This window comes from Pseudomonas sp. GM78 (assembly GCF_000282475.1).
Classification (GTDB): Bacteria; Pseudomonadota; Gammaproteobacteria; order Pseudomonadales; family Pseudomonadaceae; genus Aquipseudomonas.
In genome coordinates this window covers 1-13839 of sequence record NZ_AKJF01000227.1, presented here as the reverse complement: position 1 = coordinate 13839, position 13839 = coordinate 1, and the positions used below count along the sequence as shown (strand labels likewise).

Annotated in this window: 17 protein-coding genes, 2 tRNA genes and 3 pseudogenes; 12 read left to right on the top strand and 10 right to left on the bottom strand. The window is 57.9% G+C overall.

Translation table 11 applies throughout. The features are described 5' to 3' along the window. Nucleotides 1-223: 223 nt before the first annotated feature. Nucleotides 224-1294, bottom strand: coding sequence for a 3-deoxy-7-phosphoheptulonate synthase (locus tag PMI35_RS00280; protein WP_008066661.1), 1071 nt, complete (start codon nucleotides 1292-1294; stop codon nucleotides 224-226). Nucleotides 1295-1919: 625 nt separating this feature from the next. On the opposite strand from PMI35_RS00280, the gene PMI35_RS00285 reads away from it, so the two are divergent. The 6 genes from PMI35_RS00285 (at nucleotide 1920) to PMI35_RS00310 (ending at nucleotide 5844) form a co-directional block, all read left to right on the top strand. Further along, nucleotides 1920-2396 (top strand): GNAT family N-acetyltransferase, encoded by a 477-nt coding sequence (locus PMI35_RS00285; protein WP_008066659.1) that lies wholly within the window; start codon nucleotides 1920-1922, stop codon nucleotides 2394-2396. Nucleotides 2397-2524: 128 nt separating this feature from the next. Beyond that, on the top strand, nucleotides 2525-3166 hold the full coding sequence (gene gacA, locus PMI35_RS00290) for a response regulator transcription factor GacA (protein ID WP_008015884.1): 642 nt from the start codon (nucleotides 2525-2527) through the stop codon (nucleotides 3164-3166). 2 nt (nucleotides 3167-3168) lie between these two features. Beyond that, nucleotides 3169-4992: an excinuclease ABC subunit UvrC gene (uvrC, locus tag PMI35_RS00295; protein WP_008066656.1), complete on the top strand. Its 1824-nt coding sequence runs from the start codon at nucleotides 3169-3171 to the stop codon at nucleotides 4990-4992. 33 nt (nucleotides 4993-5025) lie between these two features. Next, complete coding sequence (gene pgsA, locus PMI35_RS00300) at nucleotides 5026-5586, top strand: CDP-diacylglycerol--glycerol-3-phosphate 3-phosphatidyltransferase (RefSeq protein ID WP_008066654.1); 561 nt, start codon at nucleotides 5026-5028, stop codon at nucleotides 5584-5586. Between the two features lie 63 nt (nucleotides 5587-5649). Next, a tRNA-Gly gene (locus PMI35_RS00305) sits at nucleotides 5650-5725 on the top strand. A gap of 45 nt (nucleotides 5726-5770) precedes the next feature. Beyond that, nucleotides 5771-5844, top strand: a tRNA-Cys gene (locus PMI35_RS00310). A 100-nt stretch (nucleotides 5845-5944) separates the two neighbouring features. Here the strand turns inward: PMI35_RS00310 and PMI35_RS00315 are convergent. The 3 genes from PMI35_RS00315 to PMI35_RS00325 are packed head-to-tail and all read right to left on the bottom strand — an operon-like array spanning nucleotide 5945 to nucleotide 7560. Next, nucleotides 5945-6994 (bottom strand): phage integrase, encoded by a 1050-nt coding sequence (locus PMI35_RS00315; RefSeq protein ID WP_008066652.1) that lies wholly within the window; start codon nucleotides 6992-6994, stop codon nucleotides 5945-5947. 1 nt (nucleotide 6995) lies between these two features. Next, entirely contained in the window at nucleotides 6996-7238 is a 243-nt protein-coding gene (locus tag PMI35_RS00320; RefSeq protein ID WP_008066651.1) for a DUF4224 domain-containing protein, read from the bottom strand. A 37-nt stretch (nucleotides 7239-7275) separates the two neighbouring features. Continuing rightward, a complete protein-coding gene (locus PMI35_RS00325) occupies nucleotides 7276-7560 on the bottom strand; it encodes a hypothetical protein (RefSeq protein WP_008066650.1) in 285 nt (94 codons plus the stop codon). A 162-nt stretch (nucleotides 7561-7722) separates the two neighbouring features. Here PMI35_RS00325 and PMI35_RS35605 point away from each other — a divergent pair, with 162 nt between their 5' ends. Continuing rightward, nucleotides 7723-8043 (top strand): hypothetical protein, encoded by a 321-nt coding sequence (locus PMI35_RS35605; protein WP_032832199.1) that lies wholly within the window; start codon nucleotides 7723-7725, stop codon nucleotides 8041-8043. A gap of 60 nt (nucleotides 8044-8103) precedes the next feature. On the opposite strand, the gene PMI35_RS00330 is transcribed toward PMI35_RS35605, so the two are convergent. Further along, a complete protein-coding gene (locus PMI35_RS00330) occupies nucleotides 8104-8430 on the bottom strand; it encodes a hypothetical protein (RefSeq protein ID WP_008066649.1) in 327 nt (108 codons plus the stop codon). Between the two features lie 166 nt (nucleotides 8431-8596). Between PMI35_RS00330 and PMI35_RS35600 the strand changes: the two genes are divergently transcribed. The 3 genes from PMI35_RS35600 (at nucleotide 8597) to PMI35_RS00340 (ending at nucleotide 10017) form a co-directional block, all read left to right on the top strand. Then, nucleotides 8597-8896, top strand: a complete 300-nt coding sequence (locus PMI35_RS35600) for a hypothetical protein (protein WP_008066648.1) — start codon at nucleotides 8597-8599, stop codon at nucleotides 8894-8896. A 563-nt stretch (nucleotides 8897-9459) separates the two neighbouring features. Then, nucleotides 9460-9699 carry a hypothetical protein gene (locus tag PMI35_RS34385; RefSeq protein WP_081504883.1) on the top strand — a complete coding sequence of 80 codons (240 nt, stop codon included), beginning with the start codon at nucleotides 9460-9462 and terminating at the stop codon, nucleotides 9697-9699. A gap of 114 nt (nucleotides 9700-9813) precedes the next feature. Next, complete coding sequence (locus tag PMI35_RS00340; RefSeq protein ID WP_008066646.1) at nucleotides 9814-10017, top strand: hypothetical protein; 204 nt, start codon at nucleotides 9814-9816, stop codon at nucleotides 10015-10017. A 55-nt stretch (nucleotides 10018-10072) separates the two neighbouring features. Here the strand turns inward: PMI35_RS00340 and PMI35_RS00345 are convergent, their stop codons facing one another. Beyond that, complete coding sequence (locus tag PMI35_RS00345; RefSeq protein WP_157295865.1) at nucleotides 10073-10453, bottom strand: hypothetical protein; 381 nt, start codon at nucleotides 10451-10453, stop codon at nucleotides 10073-10075. A gap of 405 nt (nucleotides 10454-10858) precedes the next feature. On the opposite strand from PMI35_RS00345, the gene PMI35_RS00350 reads away from it, so the two are divergent. Continuing rightward, nucleotides 10859-11128: a hypothetical protein gene (locus PMI35_RS00350; protein WP_008066644.1), complete on the top strand. Its 270-nt coding sequence runs from the start codon at nucleotides 10859-10861 to the stop codon at nucleotides 11126-11128. Nucleotides 11129-11135: 7 nt separating this feature from the next. Here the strand turns inward: PMI35_RS00350 and PMI35_RS00355 are convergent, their stop codons facing one another. Beyond that, complete coding sequence (locus PMI35_RS00355; protein WP_008066643.1) at nucleotides 11136-11498, bottom strand: hypothetical protein; 363 nt, start codon at nucleotides 11496-11498, stop codon at nucleotides 11136-11138. A gap of 99 nt (nucleotides 11499-11597) precedes the next feature. On the opposite strand from PMI35_RS00355, the gene PMI35_RS0133190 reads away from it, so the two are divergent. Further along, complete coding sequence (locus tag PMI35_RS0133190; RefSeq protein ID WP_032832193.1) at nucleotides 11598-11894, top strand: hypothetical protein; 297 nt, start codon at nucleotides 11598-11600, stop codon at nucleotides 11892-11894. Between the two features lies 1 nt (nucleotide 11895). Here the strand turns inward: PMI35_RS0133190 and PMI35_RS00360 are convergent. The 3 pseudogenes from PMI35_RS00360 to PMI35_RS34380 form a co-directional block, all read right to left on the bottom strand. Next, nucleotides 11896-12555 (bottom strand): annotated as a pseudogene (locus tag PMI35_RS00360) (nucleoid-associated protein); the annotation flags it as partial. Nucleotides 12556-12665: 110 nt separating this feature from the next. Next, a pseudogene (locus PMI35_RS0133185) lies at nucleotides 12666-13667 on the bottom strand (terminase large subunit domain-containing protein); the annotation flags it as partial. Next, nucleotides 13668-13839, bottom strand: a pseudogene (locus PMI35_RS34380) (terminase small subunit); the annotation flags it as partial.

Here is a 13839-nt window from a genome sequence, read left to right as displayed (position 1 = left end):
CAATGCCTGCGTTCGGCCATCGTGGTTTAACGGGGCGCCCAAATCCAAAGCCAAAGCGAGGCGGCCTTAAAGCCGACCTGACTTTTACGGGTGTACCTGATCCCCTGTGGGAGCCAGCCTGCTGGCAATGGACATCAACGATAACGCGCCCTGTCTGGATGAACGCGTTGTCTGGACGTTTTTCGTCGGAACGCCGCCCGGAGCATGCTCGCTCCTACAGGCGTTATCCCTGTGTCCGCAGCCGATCCGCCGCCTGGCGCAACAGCTGTTCTGTTGCGCTCCAGCCCAGACAGCCGTCGGTGACCGAAACACCGTACTTCAGCGAAGAGCTCAGCGGCTGGCAACCCTCGAACAAGTGACTTTCGATCATCATGCCGATCAGCGAGCGATCACCCTGCAGGCGTTGTTCCAGTACGTCGTTGAACACGGCAGGCTGGCGCAGCGGATCTTTACTGCTGTTGGCGTGGCTGCAGTCGACCATGATCCGGGTCGGGATCTTCAGTCGGGTCAAGTCGGCGTGCACGCGGGCGACGCTGGCGCGATCGTAGTTCGGGCCGTGATGGCCGCCGCGCAGCACCAGGTGGGTGTCGGCGTTGCCCGGGGTCTGGATGATCGCGGGATGGCCCTGGCTGTCGACACCGAAATGGCGGTGCGGATGGGCGGCCGAGCGCATGGCGTCACAGGCCACGCCGACACCGCCGTCGGTGCCGTTCTTGAAGCCTACTGGCATGCCCAGGCCGCTGGCCATCTCCCGATGGATCTGCGATTCGGTGGTGCGGGCGCCAATGGCCACCCAGCTCAGCAGGTCGTCGAAGTAGCCAGCGGCCATGGGTTGCAGCAGTTCAGTCGCCACCGGCAAGCCAAGCATGAGCATTTCACGCATCAATTCCCGGGACAGGGTCAGGCCACCGGCCATGTCATCGCTGCCATCCAGGTGCGGATCGTAGGCCAGGCCTTTCCAGCCGACCGTGGTGCGAGGTTTTTCGACGTAGGCGCGCATCACCAGGAGCATCTGGTCGCTGACGTCGGCGGCCAGGCGAGCCAGGTTCCCGGCGTATTCGAGGGCTGATTTCGGGTCATGGATCGAGCAGGGGCCGACGATGACCAGCAGGCGGGAGTCTTCCCCGTCGAGGATCGCGCGAACCGCCTGGCGGTGAGCAGCGACTTGGCGGGCCAGGGCATTGCTCAGTGGCAATTGCTGTTTGAGTTGCAACGAACTTGGCAGGCGCAGGGTCAGCGCTTCGTTGGCAGGGTTGAGGGTCGACAGTGGCAGAGCAGAGACGGACGAGTTCATGTTCAGGCTTCCTGGGCGGCGGCGGGTCGTACCCGCGCGCTCGGCCCTACTGGGGTGTTCGACAATTGGCCGGATTGGCTGCGTGTGTGTGCTTGCCACCAGTGGGTGACCGATCGGAGGCGGCAGGCTGTCCCGAGCGGAGGGTGGTAAATCGCCAGGCGGTAAAACTGTCGTGACGGTAATAAGTGGCGTAGTTCATTTCATGAATCCTCTTGATGGCGGTGTGTCGCTAAATAAGTGGCGGGCCCAAAAAACAAAACCCCCGGTCGGGAGGCCGACCGGGGGTTGAAAGTTCTCTGGTGGCGACCCGTCTGAAGTGGGCGCCGTGTGGGTATCAGGCGCGCCAGTGGCTAAACCAATACCCAAAATAAAAGCTTGCTGGAGCGCACACATCGTTCACCCGGGCAGCCGCAACCGAGCGCGGGGCGCTGGCGGTACGAAGCGGTGGGCGGGCGTTGAACATGGTCTGTCTCCGATGAATGCGCCGAGCTTACTAGAGGCCGGTGCGAGGTTTCAATCAGAAAATGCTATCGGTCATCAGCGGCGGTTTCTATCGCTTGAGTGCCCATGGGGTTGTGACACACACTCCTTGTTTTTGAAAACGACCCCCGTCACAGGATCAAGCATGACGCCATTGCATGACCTTCGCCGCGACTTGCCGGCTGCTGACTGGCGCCCGGCAACGGACCGCGACCTCGATTTCGCCCGGGAACTGACGCGCGTCAACATGCTGCGCTATTACATCCAGCACGATCTGTTGTGGCAGGACGAAGCGTTCGATGTCGCCTGGGCCGGGCGGGACAATCGGATAATCGTGAGCGGCGAGCGTCGACTGGGGTTCGTCAGCCTCAGTCGGGATGCCCGGGCGCTGTACATCCGCGAACTTCATGTTGGCCAGGCGTTTCGAGGGCAGGGTGCCGGTTCCTGGGCCATCGATCAGGTACTGGCACTGGCGTGCAGGGAAGGGCACCAGCGCTTGCGCTTGACGGTTTTTGAAAATAATCCGGCGCGTGCCTTGTACGAACGCAAGGGCTTGAAGGTGGTGGGCAGGGACGAGTGTTTCCTGCGCATGGAACGTGAAGTGTTCGCTGCTCCTGGCTGAAACACACTGCCGACAAGCCCTGCAAGACGAATGGAAACTTTTTATATAGCGCTGGGCGCTAGGTCTGCCAGATGCTTTTTGCTAAGGTGGCGGGCAATCCAAATTAGATCATATCGCGGGGTGTCTGCTTGATTAGGGTGCTAGTAGTCGATGACCATGATCTCGTTCGTACAGGCATTACGCGAATGCTGGCTGACATCGATGGCCTGCAAGTAGTCGGCCAGGCAGAGTCCGGGGAAGAGTCCCTGCTCAAGGCGCGCGAGTTGAAACCCGATGTGGTCTTGATGGACGTCAAAATGCCCGGGATCGGCGGTCTTGAAGCCACTCGCAAATTGTTGCGCAGCCATCCCGACATCAAGGTCGTCGCGGTGACCGTGTGCGAGGAAGATCCGTTTCCTACCCGGCTGTTGCAAGCCGGCGCAGCGGGCTACCTGACCAAGGGTGCCGGATTGCCGGAAATGGTCCAGGCCATCCGCCTGGTATTTGCCGGGCAGCGCTACATCAGCCCGCAAATTGCCCAGCAACTGGCGATCAAGTCGTTCCAGCCGACCAACGATTCGCCCTTTGACGCGCTGTCGGAACGGGAGATCCAGATCGCGCTGATGATCGTCGGCTGCCAGAAAGTCCAGATCATTTCCGACAAGTTGTGCCTGTCGCCGAAAACCGTGAACACCTACCGATACCGCATTTTCGAAAAGCTTTCGATCAGCAGCGATGTCGAGTTGACGCTGTTGGCGGTGCGACACGGCATGGTTGATGCCAGCCTCTGAAAATGACTGAAAAATTCGATCCAAGCGCCTTCCTGTCAACGGTCAGCGGGCGCCCCGGCGTCTATCGCATGTTCGACAGCGATGCGCGCCTGCTCTACGTCGGCAAGGCCAAGAATCTCAAGAATCGCCTGTCGAGCTACTTTCGAAAAACCGGCCTGGCCCCCAAGACCGCTGCGCTGGTCGCCCGTATCGCCCAGGTCGAAACGACCATCACGGCCAATGAAACCGAGGCCTTGCTGCTCGAGCAGACGCTGATCAAGGAGTGGCGTCCGCCGTACAACATTCTGCTGCGCGACGACAAATCCTACCCTTATGTCTTTCTTTCCGATGGCCAGTTCCCACGGTTGAGCATCCACCGCGGGGCGAAGAAGGCCAAGGGTAAATACTTCGGTCCCTATCCGAGCGCCGGAGCGATTCGCGAAAGCCTGAGCCTGTTGCAAAAGGCCTTTTTCGTTCGCCAGTGCGAAGACAGCTATTACAAGAACCGCACGCGGCCTTGCCTGCAGTACCAGATCAAGCGCTGCAAGGCACCTTGTGTCGGCCTGGTCGACCCGCAGGTGTATGCCGAAGATGTGCGGCACTCGGTGATGTTCCTTGAAGGGCGCAGCAATGCGTTGAGCGACGAACTGTCTGCGGCCATGGAAGAGGCGGCGATCAACCTCGAATTCGAGCGTGCCGCCGAACTGCGCGACCAGATTTCGCTGCTGCGCCGGGTCCAGGATCAACAGAGCATGGAAGGGGGCACCGGCGACGTCGATGTGATTGCAGCGTTCGTCAATCCCGGCGGTGCCTGCGTCCACCTGATCAGCGTGCGCGGTGGGCGAGTGCTGGGAAGCAAGAACTTCTTCCCGCAGGTGGGTATCGAAGAGGACGTGTCAGAAGTCATGGCGGCGTTTCTCGGCCAGTACTACGTCAGCAGTCCCGAACGCGACTTGCCGAGCGAGCTGATCGTTAATGTGGTTCACGAAGATTTTCCGACACTGATCGCAGCCATTCACGAGCTGCGCGGTCGCGAACTGACCATTAGCCACCGGGTGCGTGGTACGCGTGCGCGCTGGCAGCAGTTGGCGGTGACCAATGCCGAGCAGGCCCTGGGCGCGCGCCTGGCCAACCGACAACACGTTGCCGCGCGTTTCGACGCCCTGGCCGAAGTGCTCAAGCTGGACGAGCCACCCCAGCGCCTCGAGTGCTATGACATCAGTCACTCCAGCGGGGAGGCGACCGTGGCCTCGTGCGTGGTGTTTGGCCCCGAAGGCCCGATCAAGTCCGATTACCGGCGCTACAACATCGAGGGCGTCACGGCGGGCGATGACTACGCCGCCATGCACCAGGCACTGACCCGGCGCTTCAGCAAGCTCAAGGACGGGGAGGGCAAGCTGCCGGACATCCTGCTGGTCGACGGCGGCAAGGGCCAACTGTCGATGGCTCGCGACGTGCTTGATGAGCTGGCGGTCCCCGACCTGATCCTGCTCGGCGTAGCCAAGGGTGCGACGCGCAAGGCCGGTTTTGAAACCCTGTACCTCAACGATGCCGCCCACGAATTCACCTTGCGCGGTGATTCCCCCGCGCTGCACCTGATCCAGCAGATTCGCGACGAAGCCCACCGTTTTGCGATTACCGGGCACCGCGCGCGACGCGGCAAAACCCGGCGCACCTCGACGCTTGAAGGCGTTGCCGGAGTCGGGCCGACACGTCGGCGCGATTTGCTCAAACATTTTGGTGGATTGCAGGAGCTGTCTCGTGCCAGCATCGAAGAGATCGCCAAAGCTCCCGGGATCAGTAAAAAGCTCGCAGAGTTGATTTATGCCAATCTGCACAGCGAGTAGAATGCCCCCCTCACCTCGTAGCCAGTTGTGCCGATGAATATCCCTAATCTGATTACCGTTCTACGCGTCCTGCTCATACCGATCTTCATTTTGCTGTTCTACCTGCCTTACCACTGGAGTTACCTGGCGTCAGCCTCGGTCTTCGCCTTTGCCGCCGCCACTGACTGGCTGGACGGGTACCTGGCCCGACGCCTGGAACAAAGCACGCCGTTCGGGGCCTTCCTCGACCCCGTGGCCGACAAGCTGATGGTCGCCGTTGCCCTGGTGTTGCTGGTACAGGAACACGGCAACCTGTGGCTCACGCTGCCGGCTGCCGTGATCATCGGTCGCGAGATCGTGGTCTCGGCCTTGCGCGAATGGATGGCCGAGCTTGGCGCCCGTGCGCACGTGGCCGTGTCGAACCTGGGCAAATGGAAAACCGCCGCGCAAATGCTGGCGCTGGTAATCCTGCTGGCCAATCCGAAGGACTTCAGCTTCTGGGTCTTGTTGGGCTACGCCTTGCTGATGGTCTCCGCAGGCCTGACTTTGTGGTCCATGGTTCAGTATTTGCGGGCTGCCTGGCCGCACCTGAAGACTGACGTGCAAAAGAAATAAAACTTTTTTGAATCAAAGGGTTGACGGGGCTTCTGGATTCTATAGAATGCGCCACACCAAGACGCGGGAATAGCTCAGTTGGTAGAGCACGACCTTGCCAAGGTCGGGGTCGCGAGTTCGAGTCTCGTTTCCCGCTCCAAGTTTTACGCATTTGATGTCGCGCTACTGACAGCAGATGTTTTGAGGCCGAGTAGCAAAATGGTTATGCAGCGGATTGCAAATCCGCCTACGCCGGTTCGATTCCGACCTCGGCCTCCACTATTGAAAGCCCCGCAGATTAACGTCTGCGGGGTTTTTTATTGTGCTCAGGAAAGTGCAGGAGTTCCGAAACTTTAGTGGGTGGAGTTCCGAAACTATTTCATTTTGCCGGCTGGGCGATCGCCCCGATACGACGATAAACGCGCTTGGTGATCTCTTGTTCAGAGTGGCCCAGCAGGAGGCTCGCGTCCGCAATGTCAGTGATTTCCGACGCTGCTTTTGGTCGGATATCCTTGAATTGGAACTGGCGGATCTTCTCTGCGTCATCAGTCCGGCCCTCTCTGACCGCCAGCGTTCGAGCCGCTTCCCGGGCGTCATCCCATCTGTTACGTAACATCTGCTGAGAAACGCGCATCCCCGACTTGCTGAGGATGAAGTGCTGCGAGCTCTGCTGTTTGTTCCTCTCCATGATTTCCTCTATGAGAAGGCCTAGGCTATTTTTCACGCCATCGGCCTGCATCTGGATTCGAAGGCGCTTGCTGGTTTTTCCTTGCTGCACCGTCAAGTAATCCCCCTCTATGTCTCCACTCGTCATTGCGATAACGTCGGCCGGGCGCTGCCCCGTCAAATAGGCCAAGTCCATCGCGTCTTTCAGCTCCTGCGGAGCTTGTCCATATACTGCCGCCCAGACCATGTCGTTTGCGTAGTAGTCCCGTACCTTTTCCTTGTTTTTCCGAACGCCAGCGCATGGGTTCTCCCGATCGGTGAAGCCCCATTCCCGCGCCATATTGAACACATGGGACAGCAGGGCAATTTCCCTGTTCGCCCTGGTCTTGGCCGTCCTTGCGTCCCGATACTGCGCAACCATTGACGGGGTAATGGCATCGATCGGCGCGTCATCAAACGCATCTCGTAGATACTTGAGCTCAGCCCTGTTGTCCTTCTGGGTGCGTGGAGCCTTCTTCGGGATAATGTCCCGCGCGTATCTGTCAAAAATCCCCTTCATGACCTTCAGGTCGGCGGGCTTGGCCTTGGCTTCCAGTTCGGCCCATTTCAACCTTGCCTTGTCGAAGTCACTGCCAAGCGATAGCTCCTTGCCATTCGCGTCCCGATAGTAGTACCCCACCCAAACAGTACCGTTCTTGCGGGGGCGTTTACGCCGCACCATGCCTGGCGGCAAATCCCTATTCTCTGTCTTGCGGGGGCGCATATCATCTCACTCTGGAAAAGTCTGGTGTCCAGGCCGGACGCGCCGGAGGCGGATTTGGGTCAGCGATTGCCGGAGAAACCATGCCCAGCTTCATGCGGGCATACATCCGGCCAACAAGCGGACGCTTGCCGCGGCTTTCGACGAACACCCAATGGCGATCTATCAGCCAGCGCCGCTGGTAGGCCCTGGCTTTGTAGCCGGTGAGTTCGGCCAATTCTTCGTCCGAAAGAATTTCTGCTTCCATGATGCTGCTCCATGCCGCGCGTGGCGGCAGAAATTGGTTATTGGGTGGCTTTGGCGATGGCTTCCGCCAGCCTTACTTGGGTGCCGTTTCCGTTGCCGGCCGGCTTTATGCGGTTGATCACCGCCAGCGCCTCAACGGCTGCGGCAAGTAGTTCCGGCGCCGCAGAAATCAGGCGTGCATCGGCGGGGCTCTGGCAGGCGAAGTAGCCGTCGACGTTTTGGAGGAAAAGGTTTTCCTCACCGTGCCTGCCGCTGAAGGTCACGCAATCCTTCATCCGACGATGGACATCCCAAGGGCCAGGAGTAACTGGTTTTTCGGACATGAGTATTCCTGGCCCGCCGTTCACCGGCAGGCTGGTAGGTGGAAGAGTAAAAGAGTGCGCGATACAGCTTGGCGAGATGAAAGTTCAATAAGTTAGAGATAATTCACTTTGCTGCCCTGAAAGGGAGTAAAAGTGACGAATTCTCTGAAACGGACCGACATGATGTTTTCAAAGCAACGAAGGCGGGTGTTTTGGGAATGGAAGGACAGCGAGCTTCACACACGGTGTCACGATGGTTTGCTTCCTGATGGGGGACAGATCGACGTCCAAGTCCGCACTTCTCGGACGGGGGCGGTTCAGTTATTTGTGAGCGCTTACAACGGAAGCGGGCGCATGCTCTTTGAGGAGTACTACAAAGAGCGGCCAGGGGAATCTATGAGCGCAGCCTTGGCTTACGGTGTTGCTCGAGCAATGATTCTTACGGCTACGAAGCTGTCCCCTTTACCTTCCACCGCGCGCCTTGGCATTTATCGCTCCGCCTGATGTGCTGAATTCGTCAGCGTGCCCCCTTGTAGATGAGCCAGGCCATGTAGGCGAGGGCGATCATGGCGTCACCTCGCGGCGCGCCCACCAGCAGACCGGGCCGTCATCGGTGTCATGGAGAGCCAGGCAGAACCAGCCTTCGCCATCTGGGCGATCTGGCTTCCAGTAGCTGTAGTCCGGACCGCTGGATTCGAAGTAGCGATTGGCAACAGCCTCGTCGGCATACTCAAGGCTCACCATCGCCACGTCCAAGCCCTGTTCAGCTACCCATGCTTTGCACTTGTCACCGTCGCCCTCATCGAAGTCGGGCATATCTGGGTGCTGAAACGAACCCATTTCATCGCGCACGACCGGTGCTGGCTGAATCAATTTGATTTCTTCAGGCATGACTTCGTCCTTACCGCTATAGCGGCTGAAAGTTGTACAGCGAATTTGAGTTCGTACAGCTGTTACGACCAGTTGTCCGATACCGTTTCGGCAGGGTTTCACTTCGTTCGAATGGGTCTATTTTTGGACTTTAATGACCCTCACAAAGAACAGACGGGAGGGCTCTATGAGATTTAGAGGCGACCTCTTCTGGGCGTGGGCAGACCCCGAAATCCACCACAGAACACATGATGAAGTCCTCAATGATGGGACCCTCATCGACGTGCAGGTCAGGCTATCGCGCGAGGGAAAAACTGAAATGTTCATTGGGATTTATGCTCCCGATGGCATGGCGTTGCATGAAGAGACTGTTGACTCACGCCCTAACGAGTCGATGACCAGGGTTTTGGCTTGGGGTGTCGGTCGAGCTCGTCAACTGGCTGCTGCAGTAGGTGCGAGTACTCACCGACCAGCTACGGCGAAATAGCGGTGGAGTACAGATGTACTCCTGTCCGCGTTCGCCCCGCTTCGATGTGCCGCTATAGCGGCTGACTTTGAAGTTGGGGAGGATTTACCGGTGGTCAGACCGGATGAATTAGCTGGAACGGCTGTGCTCAACCGCCTGAGTGACGACTGTTACTCGATGGTGGTGATCTCCGCCCAGGGCACAAATATGGCTTCTATCGACGACTTCAGGGTCGAGTCACACAAGCTTCTGTTGGAGCTGGACGCCGCCACAATGGGCATGATGCAACTGGTTTCATCCAGAGTTGTTTCAGGCCCCGCCTGGGACGTTGCGAGCAAGAGGCAGCACGATGCCTATGCGTGTTGGGATGCCTTTATGAATGCCCCACTCGTACCCGTTCCCGTTAATTGCCCGCCTGCTATCTGAGCTTTCCATTCGGCGTAACGCCGTTATTGCGGCTAACTTTGACGGGGAGAAACCGCTTATCGGGTAGGGTTGGTGAATCGATTCTTGTTTGTCACGAAAGTGAAACACCTCGCTGCGGTCTACTACATTTGAGCGATCAGCCAAAAAAGGGGTAGTTCATGACTTGCTTGATTTGTGGTGAGCCTGCAGTGGCAATTGATGCTGATGATGATTACTTGGAAAGAAGCTGCCCGAAGTGTGGACAATATAGAATCACCGGTGCGGCGCTTGTGTTGATGAAAGCACACGGCTGGCGCTTCGACGTGGAACTGGCTAGGAAATGGATTGGGGAACACCAGGGATCCGGAATGATTCCAACTATCGATTCGCACCAGGCAGGTCGTCTGATTGACGTTTAAGGTAACGCTGCTCGAGATAGGGCGGCCGGGTCTTTGATCATGACTTCCTCCTTGCCGCTATAGCGGCTGAAGTTAAATGGAGAGATACTTCTTGCCTGTAATTGGAGAGTTCCCATGGATCGGCGAGAAGAGTTTTTGGAAAAAGCGCTAGCGGTTCATCGCGAATATGAGTTGGCCACCACCGTCATGCGACAGATGATCAGCGAGAAAAAAACGTATGGTCCTGAATGGAATTTAGCGGACGCTCGTCAAAAGGCGGCTCTCGAAGACTGGACATCGTTGCTTCGGAATTATTCAGACATTCATAAAACGAGATGAATCGTTGGGATGACGGTGACGCTTGGGTCACGCCGTTAGCGTTAATGAATTATGGTCATTCGCCCTGGTTGGCCAGCATGTTCAGGCGCCGGAAAGAGGTGCCTGGGATTCCCTGATCTTGCTCACTTTCCGCTGGATTTTGGCCCAGCGCCCGATACGCGATGTCACGCATGACCTCCACCGAGGTGACCCGCATGTCGCGTTCATCATCAGCGAACGCTTCGCAACGCCCGTGAATTCGAGTGAGGGCGCTCATCAACTCATCAATCCGCTGATCCGCTGCGTTCAGGCGCAGCTGCAGGGCGTCACGCTCGGCGGCGATGCGGTCGAAATCATCGACCAAAACCACGATCGGCCGGAATACAGCCTTGCTCTCACCTTCAACGCCAGGGATGAAACCTTTTAATTGCCAGCGCTTTACATCCGGCTGGGACATGGCGAGTTTGTTTTCTGTGGGCATGATTGTGTGCCTCGGTGGTTAAAGGAAAAGTTGGCTAAGCTCATGGCGGTGGAATCTCAGGGGTACAGCCATGACGAGAAAACTGATCTGCCAGAAGTGCAATCAAGACACGTCTGTAGAGCTTTGCTTTGACGATGACATCGATAGCCAGGTCTTCAATTGCGAGCACTGTGGTGGGAGGCATGTTGAGGTAGAGACCGGCAAACTGCCGGGCTTCCCTGCCTTGAGCAGGTTCCGACTAGATGAAGATGAGTGATCGCGCCTTCGGCCAGGCATGATGTTTTTTGTGGGTAGGGGGCGTCCTATGCCGGGTCATGCCCGGGCGGTGGAGGGTGGGTGTGGATCAGCTACAGTTGATATGTCATCCACAAGGAGTCAGGTATGAGCATTACTGTCTGTGTCGTATGTCGCGAGAGTGCCGAGAAAGCCTTTCCGGTAGGCAGTTTTGATGAGTTTAAATGTCCGAACTGCGGCTACTACTCAGTCAATCGGCAGTTAATTGAGGAAATGGCGGCAGCAAAGCAAATCTTTGACACTGAGCGTACCCAGCAATACTTGAAGATCCAGCTTCGGTCAGACCAGGTCCCAGCGATTACGCGCATCGAGGCTACGAAGCATGAGTTGATTTCGGGGAGCCTGCGCAATAGGTGAGGGCGAGTCAGGCGGCCGCTGTCGATTCAGGCGAGTAGTCCATCCACGAAAGCTTGGTCGCCGACTTCCGCCTTGCATCGTTCTGCGGCAGCTTGACCTTTGCTCTGATGATGACGTCACGACAGCGCCCGAGCTTGCGGATCCGCTCAGCGTATTCGGCAGCGTACTGGGGAGCATCAAACATACTGCTGAGTTGGGCGACCCGCTTGCCGTCCATGATCTTGATCACGCGATCCTCGACAGCCTGGAGCCATTGGCTCATCGAAAGCTCGATGCGCTTGCCCTTTTCAATCTTGAAGTCGCGAACCTTGCGCTTCGCCTCTTCGCGGGCGAAGTGTTCATTCATTCCGAAAACGGCAAATGTGCTCATGGGCAATCTCCAGACAGACGCCTGCCTAGCCGGCTGGCGCGATTCGTTGAAGTGGGGTATTTGTGTTCAGCCCGGCATGGAGCCGGAAGGAGTTTTGAATTGAAGCGATTTTTGCTGGCGCTTGGCGTACTGATGCCAATGGCTGCTTCGGCCAAGCCCCTGGAAGAGCAATACCCGGCGCCCTGGATAAAGGCAGACAACCCAAGCATCACACGCGCCTTTGCTGAATCTGGCGTCGAGGGCTGCGGCAAGTACCGGTACCGAGTCAGCAGCGACAGCAAATCCGAATTTTTGGTTTACTGCACTCGCGGCGGAAAGGCGACCCAAGCATTTATGGTCTGGCCAAACATTCACAAACTGATGGGTCCCTATCCGCCAGAACCTTCACTTCCTTGAGTCAGGCGGCTGCGCGCTTGAGCTGTTCAGTGAGCTGGGTTGGAAGGCCGCGCAGTGTCAGCGTTCCGCCTGCTTCGTCGAACTCGATCTTCGATCCGAGCAGGTGCTGTTCGAAGCTTATCGACAGGCCTTCGGCCCGGCCGGTGAAGCGCCGGAATTTGTTCAAGGTCTTCTTGTCTGGCGGCAAGGTGTCGGAGAGCCCATAGTCGGCAGCCTTGATGAAGTCGGCGAACGCCTTGGGCTGGTCTTCGTCGATCAACTCGGACAGCTCGTCGAGGGTGATCGGCTCGCCGAGCTTGGCCTGGGCCATTGAGTAGCTGACAAGAGTGTTCGTTTTCTCGCGGGCCGATTCTTCGCCGAGGTCTTCACTCTCAACGTAATCGCTGAACGCCTTGAGCAGCGTGCGCGTCTCGCCCGGGCCGTCGACACCTTCCTGACAGCCAATGAAGTCGCGGAAGTAGTCGGTTGCCTTTCGGCCGTTCTTGCCCTTGATGAATGAGATGTACTGGCGGGATGCTGGATTGCTCTTCCACTCGCTTAAGTTGATCCGCGCGGCCAGATGGATGTGATCGAGATCCAGCCATGTCTGTCGCCGGCGCTGGTGCACCTGGTTGCTGATCCGTCTCACGCTGCGACCTTCACCTGATGCCAGGCCCCGGCGGCATAGAACACCTTCGCGGCCTGCGCCTCATCGAGCGTCACTTCCGCGGGAACTGCGATCCACCCAGAAGCAACCAGGTGGTTTGGGTTGCAGCTATCTCGCAGCTCCAGGTAGTAATCAGCGCCTGCCCACCGGTCTGAGCGCAACGCGAGGCCGATCTCGACGTTAAGGTGCTTGGACATAAAGCCCAGCACTTCAGCCTCACCGGCCTCCTCCGCTTTTTTCATTTCCCGGATGAGGAATTTCTCGCTCACCGAGTACCCCATGTTTGGGTTGGTGATGTAGAAATTCTCCGACTTGCGGTGATCATCAGCCTCAAGGATCTTTTTCGGAAACTCGTAGATCACCGGCAGGAAGTTCGGATCGACAATCGTGCCGTCACGCACGCCGCGGGCGTACTGGAGCTTCTCGCGAAACACGCCCGCCGGTGGCTGGTCAGACTGCGTCGTGAGATAGATCACGAACCCTTCGGGCCTAGAGGCAAGTCCACCGGTGGCTTCGCGCAGCATGTTGGCCGCGTGCGGGTTCTTGCCAAACAGGTGGAGCTCGTCGACCAGGACGACGGCGGCCTTCTTCCCACCGACAGTGTTTTGATCGGCGGCCACCACCTTTAATGTCGCCCCGGACTCACGATGGGTGATCGTCCGAACGTGATCCTGCACATGCAGTAGCGCCGAAAGCTCTTCGTCGTGTTTGACCATGTCGCGCGCCGGCGCGTAGGCGTTGTTCGCCACCTCGATCGTCGGCGCCAGGATGATGAATTCGGCTGACTGGCGCCAGTTCCGAATCAGCACCGTGAGCATGATCGCGGCAGCAATGGTGCTCTTTGCGTTCTTTTTGCTGATGAGGAGAAAGAACTCCTGAATCAGCCGCTCGCCAGTATTGGAGTTGTAGGCGCCGAAAATGGCACCGGCCAGGTCACTGATCCACGGTGCACAGGATTCGCCAATCAACGGGCTACCCGGTGCGTCGACAATCCGCAGGTCATTGAGGACCTGCATGCACGCGGCCGCCTCATCCGGAAACAGCGGCGGAAACGGAACCAGTGATTGTCGATTGATGATTCGCGACTCCCAGTCTGGGCACGCTGTGTCCCAGGTTGGTTCGTTCACTTATTTCACCGATCGCAAATGAGTTGGGGGTGGAGGTGCAGCGCCGAACTTGCCTTTGGCAGCCTTCTTCGCGGCATCTTCCTTTTCTTCTTTTTTGCCGCCTTCACCTTTACGCGGATGAATGAACGGCATGAGCGCTTTCGCTGCGTCGACCTTTAGCATCAGTTCGATT

Excerpts from the sequence above, each read along its gene's own strand:
- PMI35_RS00330 (WP_008066649.1), bottom strand. The coding sequence starts at position 8,430 with ATGCCTGAAGAAATCAAATTGATTCAGCCAGCACCGGTCGTGCGCGAT.
- PMI35_RS00355 (WP_008066643.1), bottom strand. The coding sequence starts at position 11,498 with ATGAGCACATTTGCCGTTTTCGGAATGAATGAACACTTCGCCCGCGAA.
- PMI35_RS00320 (WP_008066651.1), bottom strand. The coding sequence starts at position 7,238 with ATGGAAGCAGAAATTCTTTCGGACGAAGAATTGGCCGAACTCACCGGC.
- uvrC (WP_008066656.1), top strand. The coding sequence starts at position 3,169 with ATGACTGAAAAATTCGATCCAAGCGCCTTCCTGTCAACGGTCAGCGGG.
- PMI35_RS00285 (WP_008066659.1), top strand. The coding sequence starts at position 1,920 with ATGACGCCATTGCATGACCTTCGCCGCGACTTGCCGGCTGCTGACTGG.
- PMI35_RS00350 (WP_008066644.1), top strand. The coding sequence starts at position 10,859 with ATGAGCATTACTGTCTGTGTCGTATGTCGCGAGAGTGCCGAGAAAGCC.
- PMI35_RS35605 (WP_032832199.1), top strand. The coding sequence starts at position 7,723 with ATGTTTTCAAAGCAACGAAGGCGGGTGTTTTGGGAATGGAAGGACAGC.
- PMI35_RS00340 (WP_008066646.1), top strand. The coding sequence starts at position 9,814 with ATGGATCGGCGAGAAGAGTTTTTGGAAAAAGCGCTAGCGGTTCATCGC.
- PMI35_RS00280 (WP_008066661.1), bottom strand. The coding sequence starts at position 1,294 with ATGAACTCGTCCGTCTCTGCTCTGCCACTGTCGACCCTCAACCCTGCC.
- PMI35_RS35600 (WP_008066648.1), top strand. The coding sequence starts at position 8,597 with ATGAGATTTAGAGGCGACCTCTTCTGGGCGTGGGCAGACCCCGAAATC.
- pgsA (WP_008066654.1), top strand. The coding sequence starts at position 5,026 with ATGAATATCCCTAATCTGATTACCGTTCTACGCGTCCTGCTCATACCG.
- PMI35_RS34385 (WP_081504883.1), top strand. The coding sequence starts at position 9,460 with ATGACTTGCTTGATTTGTGGTGAGCCTGCAGTGGCAATTGATGCTGAT.
- PMI35_RS00315 (WP_008066652.1), bottom strand. The coding sequence starts at position 6,994 with ATGCGCCCCCGCAAGACAGAGAATAGGGATTTGCCGCCAGGCATGGTG.
- PMI35_RS00325 (WP_008066650.1), bottom strand. The coding sequence starts at position 7,560 with ATGTCCGAAAAACCAGTTACTCCTGGCCCTTGGGATGTCCATCGTCGG.
- PMI35_RS00345 (WP_157295865.1), bottom strand. The coding sequence starts at position 10,453 with ATGTCCCAGCCGGATGTAAAGCGCTGGCAATTAAAAGGTTTCATCCCT.